15 protein-coding genes are annotated in these 17,282 nt (G+C 56.5%); 11 read left to right on the top strand and 4 right to left on the bottom strand.

The window, feature by feature from the left end; genetic code table 11:
- Nucleotides 1–24 precede the first annotated feature (24 nt).
- Nucleotides 25–2,181 (top strand): ergothioneine biosynthesis protein EgtB, encoded by a 2,157-nt coding sequence (gene egtB, locus GO007_RS01345; protein ID WP_370525507.1) that lies wholly within the window; start codon nucleotides 25–27, stop codon nucleotides 2,179–2,181.
- 113 nt (nucleotides 2,182–2,294) lie between these two features.
- On the opposite strand, the gene GO007_RS01340 is transcribed toward egtB, so the two are convergent.
- Complete coding sequence (locus tag GO007_RS01340; RefSeq protein WP_095094631.1) at nucleotides 2,295–3,464, bottom strand: MalY/PatB family protein; 1,170 nt, start codon at nucleotides 3,462–3,464, stop codon at nucleotides 2,295–2,297.
- Between the two features lie 342 nt (nucleotides 3,465–3,806).
- Here GO007_RS01340 and acuI point away from each other — a divergent pair, with 342 nt between their 5' ends.
- Entirely contained in the window at nucleotides 3,807–4,790 is a 984-nt protein-coding gene (acuI, locus tag GO007_RS01335; RefSeq protein WP_095097952.1) for an acrylyl-CoA reductase (NADPH), read from the top strand.
- A gap of 80 nt (nucleotides 4,791–4,870) precedes the next feature.
- Here acuI and acuR read toward each other — a convergent pair whose 3' ends face one another.
- On the bottom strand, nucleotides 4,871–5,533 hold the full coding sequence (gene acuR / locus GO007_RS01330) for an acrylate utilization transcriptional regulator AcuR (protein WP_095094629.1): 663 nt from the start codon (nucleotides 5,531–5,533) through the stop codon (nucleotides 4,871–4,873).
- A 534-nt stretch (nucleotides 5,534–6,067) separates the two neighbouring features.
- On the opposite strand from acuR, the gene GO007_RS01325 reads away from it, so the two are divergent.
- Nucleotides 6,068–6,571: a hypothetical protein gene (locus GO007_RS01325; RefSeq protein ID WP_198389031.1), complete on the top strand. Its 504-nt coding sequence runs from the start codon at nucleotides 6,068–6,070 to the stop codon at nucleotides 6,569–6,571.
- A 119-nt stretch (nucleotides 6,572–6,690) separates the two neighbouring features.
- On the opposite strand, the gene GO007_RS01320 is transcribed toward GO007_RS01325, so the two are convergent.
- Together GO007_RS01320 and GO007_RS01315 are read right to left on the bottom strand one after the other, a co-directional pair.
- Nucleotides 6,691–7,863 (bottom strand): MFS transporter, encoded by a 1,173-nt coding sequence (locus GO007_RS01320; protein ID WP_095094627.1) that lies wholly within the window; start codon nucleotides 7,861–7,863, stop codon nucleotides 6,691–6,693.
- Complete coding sequence (locus tag GO007_RS01315) at nucleotides 7,860–9,053, bottom strand: serine hydrolase domain-containing protein (RefSeq protein ID WP_095094625.1); 1,194 nt, start codon at nucleotides 9,051–9,053, stop codon at nucleotides 7,860–7,862. Before GO007_RS01315 ends, GO007_RS01320 begins: the two co-directional genes overlap by 4 nt.
- Before the next feature lie 116 nt (nucleotides 9,054–9,169).
- Between GO007_RS01315 and GO007_RS01310 the strand changes: the two genes are divergently transcribed.
- The 8 genes from GO007_RS01310 (at nucleotide 9,170) to GO007_RS01275 (ending at nucleotide 17,278) form a co-directional block, all read left to right on the top strand.
- Nucleotides 9,170–10,087, top strand: a complete 918-nt coding sequence (locus GO007_RS01310; protein WP_095094623.1) for a LysR family transcriptional regulator — start codon at nucleotides 9,170–9,172, stop codon at nucleotides 10,085–10,087.
- A gap of 742 nt (nucleotides 10,088–10,829) precedes the next feature.
- The gene (locus GO007_RS01305; protein ID WP_095094621.1) at nucleotides 10,830–11,177 is read left to right on the top strand and encodes a PTS lactose/cellobiose transporter subunit IIA; all 348 of its coding nucleotides are present in this window, start codon (nucleotides 10,830–10,832) and stop codon (nucleotides 11,175–11,177) included.
- A gap of 52 nt (nucleotides 11,178–11,229) precedes the next feature.
- Entirely contained in the window at nucleotides 11,230–11,487 is a 258-nt protein-coding gene (locus GO007_RS01300) for an HPr family phosphocarrier protein (protein WP_095094619.1), read from the top strand.
- 20 nt (nucleotides 11,488–11,507) lie between these two features.
- Nucleotides 11,508–13,142, top strand: coding sequence for a phosphoenolpyruvate--protein phosphotransferase (ptsP, locus tag GO007_RS01295; protein ID WP_095094617.1), 1,635 nt, complete (start codon nucleotides 11,508–11,510; stop codon nucleotides 13,140–13,142).
- A 163-nt stretch (nucleotides 13,143–13,305) separates the two neighbouring features.
- Nucleotides 13,306–13,623, top strand: coding sequence for a PTS sugar transporter subunit IIB (locus GO007_RS01290; RefSeq protein ID WP_095097948.1), 318 nt, complete (start codon nucleotides 13,306–13,308; stop codon nucleotides 13,621–13,623).
- A gap of 16 nt (nucleotides 13,624–13,639) precedes the next feature.
- Nucleotides 13,640–14,860: a PTS sugar transporter subunit IIC gene (locus tag GO007_RS01285; RefSeq protein ID WP_095094615.1), complete on the top strand. Its 1,221-nt coding sequence runs from the start codon at nucleotides 13,640–13,642 to the stop codon at nucleotides 14,858–14,860.
- Nucleotides 14,861–14,927: 67 nt separating this feature from the next.
- Nucleotides 14,928–16,370, top strand: a complete 1,443-nt coding sequence (locus GO007_RS01280; protein WP_095094613.1) for a glycoside hydrolase family 1 protein — start codon at nucleotides 14,928–14,930, stop codon at nucleotides 16,368–16,370.
- Entirely contained in the window at nucleotides 16,367–17,278 is a 912-nt protein-coding gene (locus GO007_RS01275; protein WP_095094611.1) for a DMT family transporter, read from the top strand. The genes GO007_RS01280 and GO007_RS01275 overlap by 4 nt, the downstream gene beginning before the upstream one ends.
- Nucleotides 17,279–17,282: the final 4 nt, after the last annotated feature.

Genomic DNA, 17,282 nt, shown 5'->3' with positions numbered 1-17,282 from the left:
CTCCCTGTCTTTGGACGTTCAGGAATGACCCAAATGAGACAACTTTGCAATGCCCCCGTCCCCGTCGACAACGGGGACCATTTTTATCAGCTATATTGCCGGGTGCGTGCCAGGAGCGAGGCTTTGGCCGCGCCGTTGAGCCCCGAGGATCAGGTGGTACAATCGATGCCCGATGCCAGTCCGACCAAATGGCACCTGGGCCACACCAGCTGGTTCTTCGAGACCTTTCTGCTGTTGCCGCACCTGGCGGACTACGTCGCATTCGACCCGTCCTTCGGCTATCTGTTCAACTCCTACTACGAGGCCGTGGGGCCGCGCCAGCCCCGCCCCGAACGAGGCCTTATTACCCGCCCTTCTGCCCGCGATGTGCTGGGCTACCGGGCCTACGTCGATGCGGGTATGGCGCGCCTGCTGCGCTCGATTTCCCCGGCCCTGGCACCGCTGATTGAGCTGGGTCTGGCTCACGAGGAGCAGCACCAGGAGCTCATCCTGATGGATGTGCTGCACCTGTTCTCACGTTCGCCGCTCACTCCGGCCTATCGGCCGGGACCGGCGCGAACGTATCCGCCAGCCGCCCCGCTGAAATGGTGCCGGGTCGAGGGAGGGATCGTCGAGATTGGCGCCGTCGGGAACCGCTTTGCCTTCGACAATGAAACCCCGCGTCATAGGGTCTATCTGCAGCCCTATGCGCTGGCCGACCGCCTGGTGACGAACGGAGAGTGGATGGCTTTCATAGCCGATGGCGGATACCGCCGGCCGGAGCTCTGGCTGGCCAGTGGCTGGGCTACGGTACAGGCCGAGGGCTGGCAGGCGCCGCTATACTGGCGTCGCGAATCCGATGGCTGGGCTGAGTTTGGCCTGCAAGGACGAGCTCCTGTCGATCCCGGCGCGCCGGTCCTGCACGTCAGCTACTACGAAGCGGTCGCCTACGCCGAATGGGCGGGCGCACGCCTGCCGACCGAGGCGGAATGGGAGCATGCGGCGGTGACCGCCGCGGGCCTGCGTGATCTGTATACCGAAGCCTGGCAATGGACCCGCAGCGCTTACGACGCCTACCCGGGCTTCCATCCGCAGCCCGGAGCCGTCGGCGAGTACAACGGCAAGTTCATGGTCGGGCAGATGAGCCTGCGCGGCGGCTCGTCGATCACGCCCCCCGGCCATACGCGCGCGACCTATCGCAATTTTTTCCCGCCAGAGGCGCGGTGGATGTTCAGCGGCGTGCGGCTTGCCGGGGACGCCGCCGGGGAGAACGCGCGACTGCCGTCGGCTTTTGCCGAGGACGTGCTCGCAGGGCTTGCGCGACCGGACAAGTACCTCCTGCCGAAATATTTCTATGACGATGCGGGTTCGCGTCTGTTCGAAGCCATCTGCCAGACTTCCGAGTACTACCCAACGCGAATCGAGCTTGCGCTGCTGCGCGCGGCCGCTGCCGAAATAGCCGACCGCATTGCCGATGACGCGGTGCTGGTCGAGTTCGGCAGCGGCGCGAGCCTGAAGACCCGCGTGCTGCTTGACGCCGCGCCTCGGCTCGCTGCCTACGTGCCGGTGGACATCAGCGTAGATGCGCTGGAGCGGGCCGCGGCGGCGATCCGCGACGACTATCCCGGCCTGGCGGTTTGCCCGCTGGCGGAGGACTTCACCTCCGCGCTGTCCTTGCCTCCGGACGCTCACGGTCGTCCCCGCATCGGTTTCTTCCCCGGCTCGACCATCGGCAACTTCTCGCCCGGCGACACGGCTGCGTTTCTGAGCCGCGTGCGACTGCTGCTCGGCGCCGGATCGCAGTTCCTGGTCGGCGTCGACCTGGTGAAAGATGAAGCGACTTTGCTTTCCGCCTACGACGACGCCGGCGGCGTCACCGCGGCGTTCAACCGGAATCTGCTGGCGCGGATCAATCGCGAACTGGGCGGCGACTTCGACCCTGACGCCTTCGAGCATCGTGCGGTGTGGAACGCCGCGGCGAGCCGGATGGAAATGTGGCTGGTCAGCCGGCGCGAACAGGAGGTACGCGTTCTCGACCGGGTCTTCCACTTCGCGGCGGGGGAAGCCCTGCACACGGAAAACTCGTATAAATTCACCCCCGCGGCCTTTACAACCCTGGTGGAACGCGAGGGCTGGACGGTGGCCCGACGGTGGATCAGCCCGGACCCGCAGTTCGCTATTTTCTTGCTGTTTACTGCGTAATCGCGCGCCGGGCGTGGCTGACGTGAACGGGCAGGCCCGCAGGCTGGCAAAGGAACGATCCTGAGGCAAAACCAGGCACCGTTTTAATCCAGGGCCGGTCTGCGGTACCTGAGTCAGGAAAATGCGTTTTTGATTCGCTCAAGCCCTTTCGCCAGGGTTCCTCTGGGGCAGGCAAAATTGATACGCTCGAATCCCTCGCCTTCGTGACCGAACGATTCTCCCCATGTCAGGTTTACCTTGGCTTTTTCGAGGATGATGTTTCTGAGTGCCTCAGGAGTGAGGCGAAGCGCGGTGAAATCCAGCCAGGCGATATAACCGCCGTGCGGTCTGATCAGTTTTACCTGCGGCAGGTTGGTCTTCAGATAGCTATCCATAAAATCCAGATTGCCCTGGAGATAGCGGTTAAGGCAAATGAGCCATTCTCCTCCATAGCGATAAGCGGCTTCGGCTGCCGCAATGCTAAATACATTAGTCGCAAAATCAACGCCCATACCGACCCGGACTTGTTGCAGTTTCTGCCGCTTTACTTTGTCGGGGATGATGCCGATCGCATAGGTCAGCCCCTGCAGATTGAAGGCCTTGGACGGGGAGGTAAGCGTGATTGAATTAAGGCGACTAACCGAAGATAGACTGGCGTAGGGAACAAATACGGCATCGTCGTAGGTCAGATAGCCGTTGATTTCATCTGAAACCACCAGCACGCCGTACTTTTCACAGATCTCTGCGATAACGGATAACTCTGCTCTGCTGAACATCAGGCCGGTTGGGTTATGAGGATTCATAAGGAAAAACAGTCTGACGTTTTGTCTGACGAGGGTTTCCTCAAAGATACGCGGGTCAAAAATGTATCTGACGCCATCGAAAGCGAGCGCTTGCGCGACAATCTTTCGCCCTGCGCTTTCTATGACGCTAACCGCAGGATGAAAATGGGGAGCGTGGATGAGGATGTTATCTCCTGGCATCGTATATGCCTGAAGGCACAGAGCGAGCATGGCCCAGCTTCCGGGGCCGTCGGTCAGCCACTCTTTTTCAATTGTCCAGTGGTGACGATCGTTGAACCAACCGCTAATCGCCTGGTAGTAACCATCCGTTTTATACTCGTACGCATAGAGACCGCTTTTAGCTTTGTTTATTAATGCATTGCGAATGCAGGATGGGGACTGAAAATCCATATCAGCTATGCCAAACGAAATGACTTCAGCCTGCCGGGAACCTCCCCATTTGATTGATGGAGAATCGGCCCGGTTAATAATCGTATCAAAAATACCGTCTTCTTCTGCCATCGTTAACAGGCCCCGAGTTTACGCTGATTTTCCTAAGAGCATTAGCATAAAGGTACTACCGCCGCAACGGACGTGACGACGACCGGAGTGGAGGTCGTCCATCACCGTTCGGCGGTATCGGGTGCTCGCTTAGCCCTGAATGCCTCCCCGTTTCAGACACGACAAATCTGACCTCACGTTGATATTTATCAAGAACGCCTTCGATAAGGCGATGACAAGTCGAACAATTCTTGAATATCGGACAGCACAGGGATAGTAATGATGATTATTAGACGATCGGTCAATATTTTTTATATACTCCTGAATACCTGACTGTCATACAACCAGACACACGAGGTGAAAATGTTTAAATCATTATTAATCAATAAAGTAGAAAATCGCTACGCCGCACTATTTGCTGAAATAGCGGAAAGTGAGCTACCCGAGGGGGATGTGACCGTCAATGTCGACTACTCATCCATCAACTATAAAGATGCCCTGGCCATCACCGGACGCGGCCCTATCGTCCGCCATTTCCCGATGGTGCCGGGCATCGACTTCGCCGGTACGGTTTCCGCCAGCTCTCATCCCGACTATCAGGCTGGCGATAAGGTCCTCCTGACCGGCTGGGGCGTTGGCGAAAAACACTGGGGCGGACTTGCAGAGAAGGCCCAGGTTAATGGCGACTGGCTGACCCCTGTTCCGGCTGGGGTAAGCAGCAAACACGTCATGGCCATTGGGACCGCAGGCTTCACCGCGATGCTGTGCGTGGACGCGCTTCTCAATCATGGCGTTAAGCCTGAAGATGGCCCGATACTGGTTACCGGCGCCAGCGGAGGGGTAGGAAGCATCGCGGCGATGATCCTATCGTCTATGGGGTACCACGTTACGGCCTCTACCGGCCGTCCTGAAGAGGCGCCCTGGCTCTATAAAACGATAGGCGTAAACGACATTATTCATCGTGCAGAACTCTCAAACCCAGGCAAGCCGCTGCAAAAAGAACGCTGGGCGGCGGCCATTGATACCGTTGGTAGCCACACCCTCTGCAACGCCTGTGCCGGGGTACGATATGGCGGAATTGTTGCTGCCTGCGGTATGGCTCAGGGTATGGAGCTGATGGGCAACGTGGCGCCGTTTATCCTCCGCGGGATCACCTTAAAGGGCGTTGACAGCGTCATGTTCGCTAAAGAGAAAAGAGCGGGCATCTGGCTGAAAGCTTTACAACATTTACCGCTCGCTAAGCTGGAGAGCATGACCACCGTTTACCCTCTCAGTGAAGCAATCAATGTCGCTGAAAAGTTGCTTAATGGCGAAATCCGCGGGCGCGCGGTTATTCAGTGCAACTAAGGCCGCTGCCAATATATCCTGAGAGAAAAGCAGACGGATAGCTAAGTATCAAACTTTGCCAAGGGCTCGCTTCCGGGCCCTTAAACCAGCTTCTCACTGAATTCATTCTGCTCATGGCGATATCTGACGGAGATTTTAAAATAGTCCCAGAAGTCGTGAATGGGTTGCGTTGAACAATAAAGCTTCGCCCGCATCACGGCCCCTTCCCAACCGCTCCAGAAAATAGCCGCCAGCTGTTTTTCATTAACATCGGAGGTGATATCACCAGCTAATAGCGCATCGTAGAGACAGGAGGAAACGATGTTTTGCCAGCTATCTAAAATATCCTGAAGCTGCTTTATAAATGATGGCGGAAGCCCCGGGCTCTCCTGCATCATATTGCCAACAAGGCACCCTCTGGTGAATTCGTATTTTTTCATCCCCTCGCAGGCGTCGTTGATGAAGCTTTCCATGCGCTCCATCGGGGTACCGGATTTATTATGAAGATGTTTTTTTAGTTTGTGTTCAAAAAAACTGTCATATGCGCCCAGCACGGTTTGCACATATTCTTCTTTGCTTTGAAAGTAGTAATAAAATGAGCCTTTAGGGACATTTGCGTTCTTGACGATGGCATCGACGCCGGTAGAAAGAAAACCATTTTGCGTCAGAAGTTCGAGCCCGCTGCGGATCAAATCATTACGCGTATCTGAATATGTACTCTCCGTTTTCCGGGGCCTTCCCCGCCCGCGTGGCGCATCTGTCATATCTCATCTCCTGCATAAATAATCAAGCAAGCCTGTTTCTGTTCGCTAAGGCCAATGCCATTAGCGACCTGCCGTTTAGTTGCTGGCTGCTGGTACAGGGTTTCATGGAACAGGCGTACCATCACATATACCAACAGATACTACTTGATGCCGGTTGATGTCGGTAGAGTAAAGAAGAATTTCAACGCGCTAAAATCATCCAGCCAGCTGAACTTAAAAAATAAAAAAGACTTCTGTTACAACGCCATCCGGGAAAAAAACGGGAATTTATCAGGCCAGCACCACAATGAGGGATGATAAAACAGGGATTACTTTTCCTGTGATTGTCTTCATCGCTGCGGTAGTGTTTCTGACGGCGTAACCGAGGCGGCGATCCGGCGTCAGCAAAGCCAAAGCCGGCCGATGACAACCAGATAATGGGAACCGATAGCATGAACGATCGACAGGTTGTACCGGACGAGGAAAAGTGGGAGCCCTGGAGCCCCGCCGAGCTATCTGGTCGGCTGAGCCGCGTATCGAGGCCCTGGTGCGTCGTTGGCGGCTGCTCTCGACCTGTGGCACGGGGAGAAGACGCGCGAGCATGAGGATCTCGAGTTCACGATCCTGCGCGAAGATCTGCGCATTTTCCGCGATGAGTTGCGCGATCTGGAATTTTACACCGTTAATGACGGTGTGCTCGAACGGCTGGCGGCCGACCGGGAACCGAAGGCGGAGATTGCCCAGATCTGGTGTTTCGATCGCCCCGCTGACCGCTGGCGGGCGGATATGATGATTGAGCCGGGAACGGATGAGCATTGGGTCTATAAGCGGGATCGGCAAATCACGCGCCCCCGCAGCGAAATGGTCGCGCTGACCGCGGAAGGAGTCCCTTACCTCACCCCTTCTGCCGTGCTGCTGTTCAAGGCCAGATACCGCCGGGCGAAGGACGAGGAAGATTTCGCGAAGGCCGCGCCGGGATTACTTCCGTCTGAGCGCTTATGGCTGCGGGATTGTCTCGATCGCCTGCACCCTGGCCACGCGTGGGCAAAAATGCTGTAACAGGCTGGATTTGCCTAATAGCGCTCAGCCGGTTGCGCCGAACCATGTAACGCTCACGCTGATGGCCGCGTGAGCGTTACGGCAAGGAAATAAGAAAGATGGCGCGGCTCCATCTGATCTCATCCCACTGACGCGGGAAAGCCGTGATATCTGGCCGACCAGGTCACCAGGAGCGTAGCCAGCAGTAGCACCAGGAGCGCAGGAGAGAATGCCCCTACGCCAAGACGATCTAACAGCACGCCGCCAACAATACCTCCGCTGGCAATCGCCGCGTTCCAGGCTGTAACCAGCATGGACTGCGCGATATCGGCAGCATCGCCGGCGGTTCTGGCCAGCGCGGTCTGGAACAAGGTCGCTGCGCCACCGAAAGCCAGCCCCCAGGTACCCACCGCCGCATAGACCGCGATGGGCTCGGTGCCGGCTATGCCCAGCATCAGCGCCGCAACGCCGAATAAGACCGTACTTGCCAGAGTCAGCACCCGCAGATACCGGTCGATCAGCACACCGATGATCCAGATACCGGATACCGACGTAATACCAAAAACCAGCAGTACCAAATCCGTGCGCTCCACCATTCCCGCCGCCAGCAGAAACGGAGCAATGTAGGTGTAGAGGATGTTATGCGCGAGAACGAAGGCCAGCACGACGAACAGCACCGGGCGAATACCCGGCAGGGTGAACACGTGCCCCAGCGACAGGCGTTTTTCCACCGACTGCCCCGCGAAGTCCGGCACTTTCAGCCTCACCCAGCCCATCAGCACTAGCGCCATCAGGCTCATGATGCCAAAACAGATGCGCCAACCCAGCAGATTGCCAAGCAAAGTACCGGCAGGTACCCCCAGAGAAAGCGCCAGCGGCGTGCCCACCATCGCGATAGCAATGGCGCGGCCCTTCTGATGTTCTGGCACCATCCGCGCCGCATAGCCGGCCAGCAGAGCCCACAGTAGCCCAGCAGAAACGCCCGCCAGGAAGCGTGCCACTATCGTCAGCGCATAGCTGGCGGAAAGCGTCGTCACCGTGTTGGCGATGGCGAAGCCGGCGATGGCGGCCAGCAGCAGCGGCCGGCGACGGACCCCTTGCGTCGCGGCGGTCAGCGGAATGGCCGCCACCAGCGAACCGATGGCATAGATAGTGACCGTCTGGCCGACCCACGCCTCGGAGACGGCCAGGCCCTGCGCCATTTGGGGCAGCAGGCCGGCCGGCAGCGCTTCGGTCAGAATAGTGATGAAAGCCGCCATCGCAAGCGCCAGTAGCGATGCGACAGGCATGCGATCCTGAGGAGTCGAACTCATCGCTCAGCCTCCAGGGCACCGTAGACCGCATCGCGCAGATCGCTGACGAAACGACCCGACATCCCTTCGTATAAGGTGTTGGTGAAAGCGACGACGCTAAGCCCCAGCGCCCGATCCACGAACCAGGAGTGGCCGTAGGCGCCTCCCCAACGCCAGGTGCCCTCCGACTCGGGCGAAGCGGCCAGCGTCCGATCGCGCAAGACCGAAAACCCCAGCCCAAAGCCGAATCCCGGCGCATTGGGCAGCTCCAGATCCCCCGTCCGATCGCGCGCCATTTCCGCAATCAATGCGTTGGGCAGAATCGCACCGCCGCCCTGACGCAGGGCTTCCTGCAGGCGCAGAAAGTCTTCGGCCGTGCCCGCCATGCCCGCGCCAGCCGAAGGGAATGCCTGCGGATCGAAGATGCGTGCAGGGCTGTAGCGAATGCCGACCGCCCCCTCGAAGGGCGAAACGGTTTCACCTTCCGCCAGCGGGTGCGGCTGAGGCGCATCACTCACGTAGGCGGTCGCTACGCGCTGCGCATCCGGCGCGACAAAACCGGTATCCGCCATGCCCAACGGGCCGGTCACGAGCTGGCGCACGGCTGCGTCAAGCGGTTCGCCATGCACTCGCTCGATCAAGGCGCCCAGCACATCGGTGGCCAGCGAATAACCCCAGCTCGTGCCTGGTTCGTACAGCAGCGGCACGCTGGCGATACGGCGCAGGTTCTCCGCCAGGCTAATCCCGGACGCATCCATGCCGTCCGACACGCCGGCTTGCGCATAGGGCCCGTTGGCATCAGCCTCGAAGAATCGGTAGCCCAGCCCTGCCGTATGGCTTAGCAGCTGCCATACGGCGATCCGCGCAGGTTGGCCGTCGGCCAATCGTGGCCTGAACTCGGGCAACCAGCGATCGAGGCTGTCGTCCAGGCTGAGCCTGCCTTGCGCCACCAGCGCCAGCGCCGCCGTTGAGACGATAGGCTTGCTCACCGATGCCAGGCGGAAGAGCGCATCCGCGGTCATCATCCGACGACTTTCGCGATCGGCCCAGCCGGCGGCCTGGCGGTGAATAAGCGCGCCGTCGCGGGCCGCCAGGACCACGACACCGACCAGACGCCGCTCGTCCAGCGCCTGTTGCACAACGGCCTGAATGCGGGCGGACAGAGGCGCAAGCGGGACGCCTGCCTGCAGCGAAAATGCGGGAACCGACATGGGAAATTCCTTTCATCAGTGAACATTCCCGCCATGATAGAAACGCAGCTATTAAAGAAAAAGTAGGGTACAGTTCCTTTCTTAGCGGAACTATTTGTCCGTAATGGAGGGGTGAAGTGGACAACCTTAACGGCTTCGTGGTGTTCGTGCGGGTCGCCGAGACGCGCAGCTTCGTCGCGGCCAGCCGGCTGCTGGGCGTATCGGCATCGGCCATCGGCAAAAGCGTGGCGAGGCTGGAAGAGAAGCTCGGCGTGCGTCTGTTTCATCGCAGCACCCGCAGCGTCACGCTGACGGCCGAGGGTACGCTGTTCCTGGAGCGCAGCCGCCGCATCCTTGCCGAGATTGAGGCCGCGGAACTGGAGCTGTCGCAGGCGACGGCTGCGCCGCGCGGCCGATTGCGGGTCAGCCTGCCTCTGGTCAGCTCGCTGGTGCTGCCGGTGCTCGGCGAGTTCATGCGCCAGTACCCGGCCATCGAGCTGGATCTCGACTTCACGGACCGGCTGGTCGATGTGATCGAAGAAGGTTTCGACGTGGTGGTGAGAACGGGAAACCCGACGGACTCGCGCCTGTCGGCGCGGAGACTGGGCACCTTCCGCTCGATGCTGGTCGCCTCTCCCGATTACCTGGCGCGGCGAGGTATACCCAAAGTGCCTGCCGATCTGCTGGAGCACACCTGCCTGCACTACCGCTTTCCCAACAGCGGCAAGCTGGAGCCGTGGGCGCTACGGCAGGCGCCTGGAGACCCCGAGCTGCAGCTTCCCACCTCGATGATCTGCAACAACATTGAGACGCGGGTGTGCTTTGCTCTTCAAGGCCTGGGCATCGCCTATCTGCCGGAATTCTCGATCGGGGAAGCGCTGGCGGATGGACGCTTGTGCGCCATTCTGGCCGATCGCGTGGAACGCGCTGGCGTATTCCACGTGCTCTGGCCCGCCAGCAGGCATCCCTCGCCGAAAGTTCGGGCTATGGTCGATTTTCTGTGCGCTCGGGTGTTTCCGCCCTCCGCCAGCGGGCAGTCGACCCGGAGCAGATGATGAGCTTTCGGCGGCAGTGGACGGAAGGATACGAACCGCAAGCTCCCCCCTCCGGCATCGGTATGCCGGCCTTTTCCGATGCCTTCGCAAACGGGCGTGAATTAAACCACGGGCAATCTCCCCCTCAAAAGCGGCGGGAGTGAAACGCCATCGGCTCAGACTCATGTCCGCCCTTCTGCCGGTATCCGGCCATATTAGATATTGGTAGCGATAATATCTGCATACCTTAGCTCATCACTCTTATTGGTTAAGGCAGTGATTTCATCGGTTTCAATGCTGAACACCGCTAATTTATTGCCAGGAACGGTAATGCTAAATAGCCTGGCTGGAATACTGCTCGATAAAAACCACCTTGCATTCCATTCAATAGCGATAGGATCATCATTTCCATGCGGATACTAGCGTTATTAAGCGGCGATAGAAAAAGATCGGAGCAGCAGTCACCTACATACGATAGTCTAATAATGTGACACACTTCACAATTAAATTAAAATCGACTCAACCCAACTATAATAAATAGTAAAAAACACCACCACACTCAAAATTAAAAAAAACAAAAACAACAAGTTACAATATATAAGCCAAAAAAAGTAAAAGTCTTCCTTGCGGGTGGGAAATTATTTATTTGTTGCTCACCGAAAGCCTGTGGTGAACTGCTCTTCAGCAAGAGTTCATTTTCTCTCTCCATCCGAAGCTAATAAACAACGGCAATAAAGAGATTAACTGCATAGTGAGATAACCAATGGATAAAACAGAACAGATTAATAGTACGGCAATGAATATTATTATGGATGCCGGCGATGCCCGCGCTTTAATTACCGATGCGCTCTCTGCCATTGAAAAAAACCAGTTTAGCCTCGCGGATGAAAAAATCACCCAGGCCCAGCAGAAAATAAAAACAGCCCACGGCAACCAGACCGATATTGTGCAGAGCGAAATCCACGGTGAAGTCTTCCCGCCATCTCTGCTATTTACCCACGCGCAGGATACGCTGATGACCATTAATAGCGAGCTGCTGATGAGCCGTCATCTGCTCAAAATCTTTCGCACCCTTGATAAGCGCATAGGCGAGCTGGAACCACATAGATAGCGGTAAAAGCATGCGATAAAACTACCCGCCTCCCTTTTAACAGGAAACGTTAATGGAACAATTTCAATACACTATCCGCGACGATCTCGGCATCCACGCTCGACCGGCGGGTCTGCTGGTGCGGCTGGCGCTGGGCTACAGCTCCACTCTGCATATTGCCAGGCAAGATCGGCAGGTCAGCCTGAAAAAAATCTTCACCGTAATGGGCCTGAACGTGAAGGTCGGCGATACGGTGACGATCAGCGCCAGCGGCGCGGATGAGCAGCAGGCGATCGCCGCGCTGCACGACTTTTTCCAGCAGCATCTTTGATTATCGCTTAAGGAAAGTTCATGCAGATCGTAGCAGGTAAAGCCGTTTCATCAGGTATCGCACGGGGGCAAATATGGTGCTACCGGCCAGCAAAATCGCACGTCAGCCCGGAGCCTATCGACAGCCCGCAGCAGGAACTGGCAAAACTGGAGCGCGCGTGCAGTACCGCGCTAATACAGCTACAGGCGCTGGAGGATAAGGTCCGCGCGGAGAGCGGAGAAGAAACCGCCCAGCTGTTCGCAGCTCATCAGCTAATGCTGCTGGACGACGATTTCCAGCAGGAAATACGCGAGGCGATCGGCGAGCAGAAGCTCAACGCCGCCTGGGCCGTCGAGCAGGCCGGAGAGCTGTTTGCCAACCAGCTGGCCGCCATGGAAGATGCCTATTTCCAGGCGCGCGCCGCGGACGTGCGGGATGTCTCCGGGCGACTGGTTGCCATTCTCTGCGGCCATCAGGCCCCCGGGCTACGGCAGCCCGACGGAGAGGCAATTCTTCTTGCCGACGATCTGACCCCCAGCGAGACCGTACAGCTCGACAGGCAGCGCGTCGCCGGCATCGTCACCCGCCAGGGCTCAGCCAATTCCCATACCGCTATTCTGGCTCGCGCAATGGGGATCCCCGCGCTCGTCGGCCTGGATCTGGCGGAACTCCCCTCCGCATGGGACGGCCTGGAGGCGGTGATTGACGGCAATAGCGGCCGCCTCTGCCTGACGCCCGATGATGAAACGCGTCGGCGTTATAGTAAGGAGCTGGAACAGCAGGCCCGGCAGCGCGAGATTCTGCTCACCGCCAAAGACGAACCGGCCATCACGCGCTGCGGACGCCGCATCGCGCTGTACGCGAATATCGGCTCAGCGCAGGAACTGGCGTCGGCCCTGGACAACGGAGCAGAAGGCATCGGCCTGTTTCGTAGCGAATTTCTCTACCTCGGGCGCCAGGATCTACCCGGCGAGGAGGAGCAGTTTGCCGCCTATCGCGCCGTTGCCGAAGGCATGAACGGCAAACGGGTGATTATTCGTACGCTGGACCTCGGCGCGGATAAACAGACCGCAGCGCTGCGCCTGGAGAAAGAAGAAAATCCGGCGCTGGGCTGCCGGGCAATTCGCCTGTGCCTGTCGCAACCAGAACTGCTGATAACCCAGCTCCGCGCAATTTTACGGGCCAGCGCCTGGGGACGCATTGCCATTATGTTCCCGATGGTGGCGTCGCTTTGGGAAGTGCGGGCATTGAAAGATCTTTACCAGCAGTGTCGCCAGCAGCTGGATGCGGAAGGAGTCCCCTACCGGGCGGATATTGAGCTGGGGATAATGATCGAAACGCCCGCGGCCGCACTGACCGGCGACCTGTTAGCGCCTGAGGTGGATTTCTTTAGTATCGGCACCAACGATTTAACGCAGTACACCCTGGCGGTCGATCGCCAGAACCAGGCGCTTGCCCCCTACGGCGATCCGACGCACCCGGCGCTATTACGCCTGATCGAGCAGGTCTGCGCCCATGCGCATCAGCATGGAATATGGGTGGGCGTTTGCGGCGAACTGGCGGCAGACTTAGCGCTGAGCGAATATTTTATTCGTCTGGGTGTTGCTGAACTTTCAGTATCACCACCGGGACTATTGCCGTTAAAAAAAGCGATTCAGCAAATTATTTTTAAATAAAAACGTTCACTCAGCGTGATGGCGATCACTTATTTTCATCTCTGCCGGCGTAAGTAAATATTTTCACTTCGACAGTGAAATAGCATATTTGAATGCCGGCAATAATGATGACCATAATAAAATGACCCTACATCACAACACTTATATAAAGGTTTATACGCAAATGAAGAAATTAAACGTATTGCTGATTTGTGGCTCGGGAGCATCCAGCGGTTTTCTTGCCGCGAACATTCGCAAGGAAGCGGCAAAGCGCGGGCTCGACTGTAGCGTCGTTGCTCGTAGCGAAGCCGAAGTTGAAAGCTTTTTACAGGAAATCGACTGCCTGATGGTTGGGCCACACCTCAAATATTTAATTCCGGAACTGGAAGAAAAAGTGGCAACCATGAACATCAAAGTCATCTTAATGGATAAATCTTATTATTCACTGCTGGATGGCGCTAAAGCGCTGGATCATCTTCTTGGCGAATTAAAGAAAGGTTAAGCGAGGCATAACCGATATGCAAAAATTTATCGACTGGATGGAGGTGCATTTTGCACCGCCAATGAACAAGGTCAACCGCAATGTTTGGGTTTTAACGCTCAAAGACTCAATCATGCAGGTGCTGCCGATGATTCTGGTTGGCTCGCTGGTAACCGTTTTATCGATTCTGAAAAATTTTCTGCCGTGGTTCCCCAACCTATCGACAATATCCAGCTACACGATGGGGCTGCTTTCCGTATTTATTGCATTTTTGATTCCATTTAACTATATGGAAAAAAAGAAAATCAACAAAATGCGCTTAATTGCCGGTATGTCCGGAATTGCCCTGTTTATGATTATTGTCAAACTGCAGGAGGTTTCAGTCCTGCAATTTAAATACTTTGGCGCCGGCGGGATGTTTGTTTCTATTATTGCCGGGATCTATGTTGCCTTTATTATGGGGATTGCCGGCAGGTATTCATTCTTTAAACAAGACAGCGCGATTCCAGATTTTGTCAGGGTATGGTTTGATGCGATTATTCCAATCCTGGTGGTGACGGTGACCGGATGGCTGGCGGTATACGTACTGCAGCTGGATCTGTATCAAATATTACTTAATATTTTTATGCCGATCACCAGCTTCGCGCAGACGCTGCCAGGATTTTTACTGATTACCTTTTTAGGCGTATTTCTCTACTCGATGGGGATCAGCGGCTGGGTGCTGTTCCCTATAACCAAGCCTATTTTTCTCGCCGGTATTACCGCCAATATGGCAGCGGTGGCCGCCGGTGGGGTAGCCAAAAACATTGTGACGGCAGAAGTGCTCTATTCCGGGTGGGTAGCGATCGGTGGGATAGGCGCAACCCTACCGCTGGTGATTATGCTGGTCAGATCGAAATCTAAAAGATTGAAAGCGCTAGGGTCGGCATCGCTGGTTCCGGGAATCTTTAATATTAATGAACCGGTCATTTTTGGCGCGGTAGCGTGGAACCCAATATTAATGGTCCCGCTGTGGCTCCAGGGCATTATTTTACCGCTAATTACCTATGTCGTTCTCGACATGGGAGTCGTCAATATCCCGGCCGCCGTCTTTGATATGTGGTACTGCCCGTTCCCTATTTCGACGTGGATTGTATCGCAAGATTTAAGCGGGCTGGTGCTGTTCGCCGTCGTGGCAACCGTCAGTACGTTGATCTGGTATCCCTTTTTCAAAATGTATGAAAAACAGCAGGTTGAATCGGAAGCTGCGGCATCCTGAAACCGTACTTTATACCCTGTTCCCGAGCAGCGGCCAGCCGGCCGCTTAATAAAAGGAGTGACCTATTTTGACCAGTAAAAGCGTTCCTGATGGATTTCCCAATAACTTTCTCTGGGGCGGCGCGGTAGCCGCTAATCAATGTGAAGGAGCCTGGCAGGAGGATGGTAAAGGATGGTGTGTGGCGGATATTAATCTTTTTCGTAATGATGTTGCGCTCGAAAAAAAATACAACGAAGAGATCACGACCGAATATATCCGCAATGCGATGACGGATGACCAGGGCGTTTATCCAAAACGTAATGCCATCGATTTTTATCATACCTATAAAGAAGATTTGCAGCTGCTAGCCGCCACCGGCATGAATGCTTTCCGTACCTCGATTAACTGGTCGAGAATCTACCCTAACGGCGACGATCGGGTCGCAAACGAGGCCGGACTGCAGTTTTACGATAACCTGATCGATGAGATTATCGCCAACGGCATGGAGCCGGTGATCACCCTCTCCCACTATGAAATGCCGCTGCATCTGACTACCGCCTATAGCGGCTGGTATTCACGAGAGCTGGTTGATTTCTTCGTCCGCTACTGTGAGACGGTCTTTACCCGCTATCAGCACAAGGTGAAGTACTGGATTATTGTGAACCAGATAAACCTGATCGTTCATGAGTCATTCAACCACCTCGGGATTGCGGAAGATAAAGTAGCCAATCTTCATGAAGCAAAATATCAGGGAGTGCATAACGAGATGGTCGCCTGCGCAAAAGCTACCGAGATTGCGCGCCGCATCAATCCGGAATTTCGTATCGGCATGATGTTTGCCGACGGCATTAGCTACCCCGCGACCTGCAAGCCGGAAGACGTGCTGGCGACCGTGCGTCGCAATCAAATGGAGTATTTTTACGGCGATGTGCTGCTGCGGGGCCGCTATCCGGGATATGCGTTCCGCTATTTTGCAGAGCATAATATTCAGCTGCATTTCTATCCCGGCGACGAAGAGGCTTTACGCAATACGGCCGACTTTCTCGCTATCTCATATTACTACACCCGTATAAGCGACGCGCAGAGCGTGCTGAAGCATAAAACGTCCTACCCTAACCCAAACATTCAGGCCAGCGACTGGGGATGGGGCATCGATCCCATCGGCCTGCGTACCAAGCTCAACCTCTACTGGGATCGCTATCAGGTTCCCGTCATGATTGCCGAAAATGGGATTGGCGCATTCGACACGAAAGAAGAGAATGGCGAGGTTAACGACGACTATCGCATCGATTATATGAGCGCGCATCTGGCGCAGGTGAAAGAAGCGGTCCGTGACGGCGTTGATGTCATTGGCTACTTCCCCTGGGGGCCTATTGATATCGTCAGCTGTTCCTCCTCGGAGATGAGCAAACGCTACGGCTTTATCTATGTTGATTTAGACGATTACGGCCGGGGTAGCGCCGCGCGGAGTCCGAAGAAAAGCTATAGCTGGTATCAGCGGGCGATTGCCAGCCACGGTGAAGAGCTTTGATAGCATCAGAAAAACCCGCATTGCTGGCGCTGGGCGCCGGCATTTGCTGGGGTACGTCTGGCCTGGTAATGCGCCATCTTGGCGCCTATGGCTTCACGGCGGCCGAAATCGGTGCCCTGCGCCTGACGGTTGCCGCCGCAGCGGTGAGCATCATTGCGCTGCGCCGCCCCGGCGGAATGCATATCCGTCTGCGCCAGCTTCCCTCGCTGGCGATAATGGGCGCAGGATGCCTGTTTTTCTACTCGCTGTGCTACGTGCTGTCGGTACGGGAACTTTCGCTCTCGCTGACCGCGGTGCTGGTTTATACGTCTCCGGCCATCGTCATGCTGCTTTCAGTCCGGGTATTTCGTGAGCCGCTGACGCCGCGTAAAACGGTGGCGCTGAGGCTAACTTTAGGCGGGATCTGCCTTGCGGCCGGCGTCTCCCCCGCGGCTCAGCACTATTCCGCACGCGGGATCGGTTTTGGTCTTCTCGCCGCGCTGCTGTATGCGCTTTACGCCGTGCTGGCGAAAATAGAGGCGCGGCGCGGCAATCCGCTGACGATCACCGCCTGGTGTTTTATCTTCGGCACCGCGGCCGCGCTGTGTGCGGTCGATATACCTCATGGACTTGCCATCCTGTACGCGGCGCCCGGGTCGGTGGTCTGGATAGCCGTTATCGGCATACTGAATACGGCGCTCCCCTATCTGCTTTATACTCAGGCGATCGGCCAGGGAGAAGCAGGCAAGGCGGCGATGATGGCCTCGATAGAACCGGTAGTGGCTACGCTGTCAGGAATGATATTTTTCCATGAAACGCTGGGGCTGTGGGCATGTTTGGGTATGCTGCTGACGATCGCCGGGCTCACGGTGATGAACCGCTCGCCGCGGCGGAAAGACGCCCTGTCGGCAGGCTCAGATCCGCGCTGAAACG

The organism is Klebsiella sp. 10-1, from assembly GCF_009758445.1.
Classification (GTDB): domain Bacteria; phylum Pseudomonadota; class Gammaproteobacteria; order Enterobacterales; family Enterobacteriaceae; genus Klebsiella; species Klebsiella scottii.
This window is presented reverse-complemented; position numbering and strand designations above follow the sequence as displayed.